Origin of the sequence: Rhizobium esperanzae (assembly GCF_002204185.1) — a bacterium.
Classification (GTDB): Bacteria; Pseudomonadota; Alphaproteobacteria; order Rhizobiales; family Rhizobiaceae; genus Rhizobium; species Rhizobium esperanzae.
The window spans coordinates 1-854 of sequence record NZ_MXPU01000065.1; the positions used below are offsets into that span (position 1 = coordinate 1).

1 protein-coding gene is annotated in these 854 nt (G+C 63.8%); it reads left to right on the forward strand.

The window, feature by feature from the left end; all coding sequences use genetic code 11:
• A partial coding sequence (locus B5E41_RS30940) for a putative Ig domain-containing protein (RefSeq protein WP_176439531.1) occupies positions 1-854 on the forward strand: 854 nt, incomplete at both ends.

An 854-nucleotide genomic window follows, 5' to 3' on the forward strand; every position in this document is an offset into this window, starting at 1 on the left:
CGGCTCGGCGCTGAACGGCACCTATGGCAGTCTCGTGCTCAATGCATCGGGTACCTATAGCTATGCGGTCAACGAGAACAATGCGACCGTTCAGGCGCTGCGACAGTCGACCAACACGCTGAGCGATGTCTTCAGCTACACGATGCGCGACAGCGCCGGCGCCACGGCCACGGCGAACCTGACGATCACCATCCATGGCGCCAACGATGCACCGGTGCTGGCCGTCCAGACGACGACCCAGAATGCCACCGTCGGCTCTGCCTTCTCCTTCTCGCTGCCGACGACCACCTTCACCGATTTCGACAGCGGCGACACGTTGGCCTATGCGGCAACGGCCGCCGACGGCACGGCGCTGCCTTCCTGGCTGAGCTTCAACGCCTCGACGCGCACCTTCTCCGGCACGCCGACGACGTCGGGCACTTACGGCATCAAGGTGACAGCAACCGATCTTGGCGGCCTTGCCGCCAACGAGACCTTCAACATTGCCGTGTCGACATCAGGCAACACGACGCCGACGGCGGTTGCCGATACAGGGGATGCGACCGAGAAGGGCGGAGTGGCCAATGGCTCGGGCGGCGTGGTTGCGAGCGGCAACGTGCTGACCAACGACACCGATCCGGATACCGGTGACACCAAGACCGTCACGGCAGTCCGTTTCGGGACGACGTCAGGTACGCTCGGCTCGGCGCTGAACGGCACCTATGGCAGTCTCGTGCTCAATGCATCGGGTACCTATAGCTATGCGGTCAACGAGAACAATGCGACCGTTCAGGCGCTGCGACAGTCGACCAACACGCTGAGCGATGTCTTCAGCTACACGATGCGCGACAGCGCCGGCGCCACGGCCACGGCGA